Raw genomic sequence first — 666 nt, forward strand, 5'->3', positions numbered from 1 at the left:
GGGGCTTAGGAAGCAAAGCCGGTTAGAGGGGCTGTTGACGAAGTAATTTAAGGAGCAATTTATAGAAGTCCTCGTAGCGATGATTGAAGCGGAATTCGGACTCTTTCAGGTGCAGCAAAAAGGTGTGTTTCGGCACGCCCTTGAACTGCTGGAGGCGGGCTTTGGCAAAGCTCCAGAAGGACTCGATGCCATTAATGTGCGAGGCCCCTTGGACGAACTCGTCCTGGCCATGCCGGACGCGGAAATGGCGGTCGAAGCCCACGTCCACCAGCCCGTCGTAGCCGCGCCAGCCGCCGGTGTTGACCATGGCCGAGACGTCGATTTTGCCGCGAATAATGGCTTGCAGCGTCTTTTTCGAGCAATCCGGGACGATTTCGGTGTAGACCTGCCCGCCGCATTTGAACAGGCCAAAGACGATGGTTTTGCCGCCCGCGCCCCGGCCTCTTTTGCCCCGCACCCGCCGCGGGCCAAAGTAGCTTTCGTCGAGTTCGACCGCGCCGGCCAGCTCGGCCGGCGCGGGGCTCCACGCCAGGAGCCGGTGGCGCAGGCGCAAGTACACCGCGTTGACGGTGCGGGTGCTCAAGCCCGTGAGTCGGGCCGCATCCGAGGCCGTCAAATCCAGGGCAAAAAGCCGTAACAAGTAGCGAAATTTGACCTCGGAAATTT

The 666-nt window shown here is 60.4% G+C and carries 1 protein-coding gene; it reads right to left on the reverse strand.

The genetic code is table 11. The features are described from left to right. Positions 1-22: 22 nt before the first annotated feature. Complete coding sequence (locus BEN47_RS02170) at positions 23-664, reverse strand: IS1595 family transposase (protein WP_239691481.1); 642 nt, start codon at positions 662-664, stop codon at positions 23-25. Positions 665-666 lie beyond the last annotated feature (2 nt).

It is taken from the genome of Hymenobacter lapidarius (assembly GCF_001816145.1).
GTDB classification, from domain to species: domain Bacteria; phylum Bacteroidota; class Bacteroidia; order Cytophagales; family Hymenobacteraceae; genus Hymenobacter; species Hymenobacter lapidarius.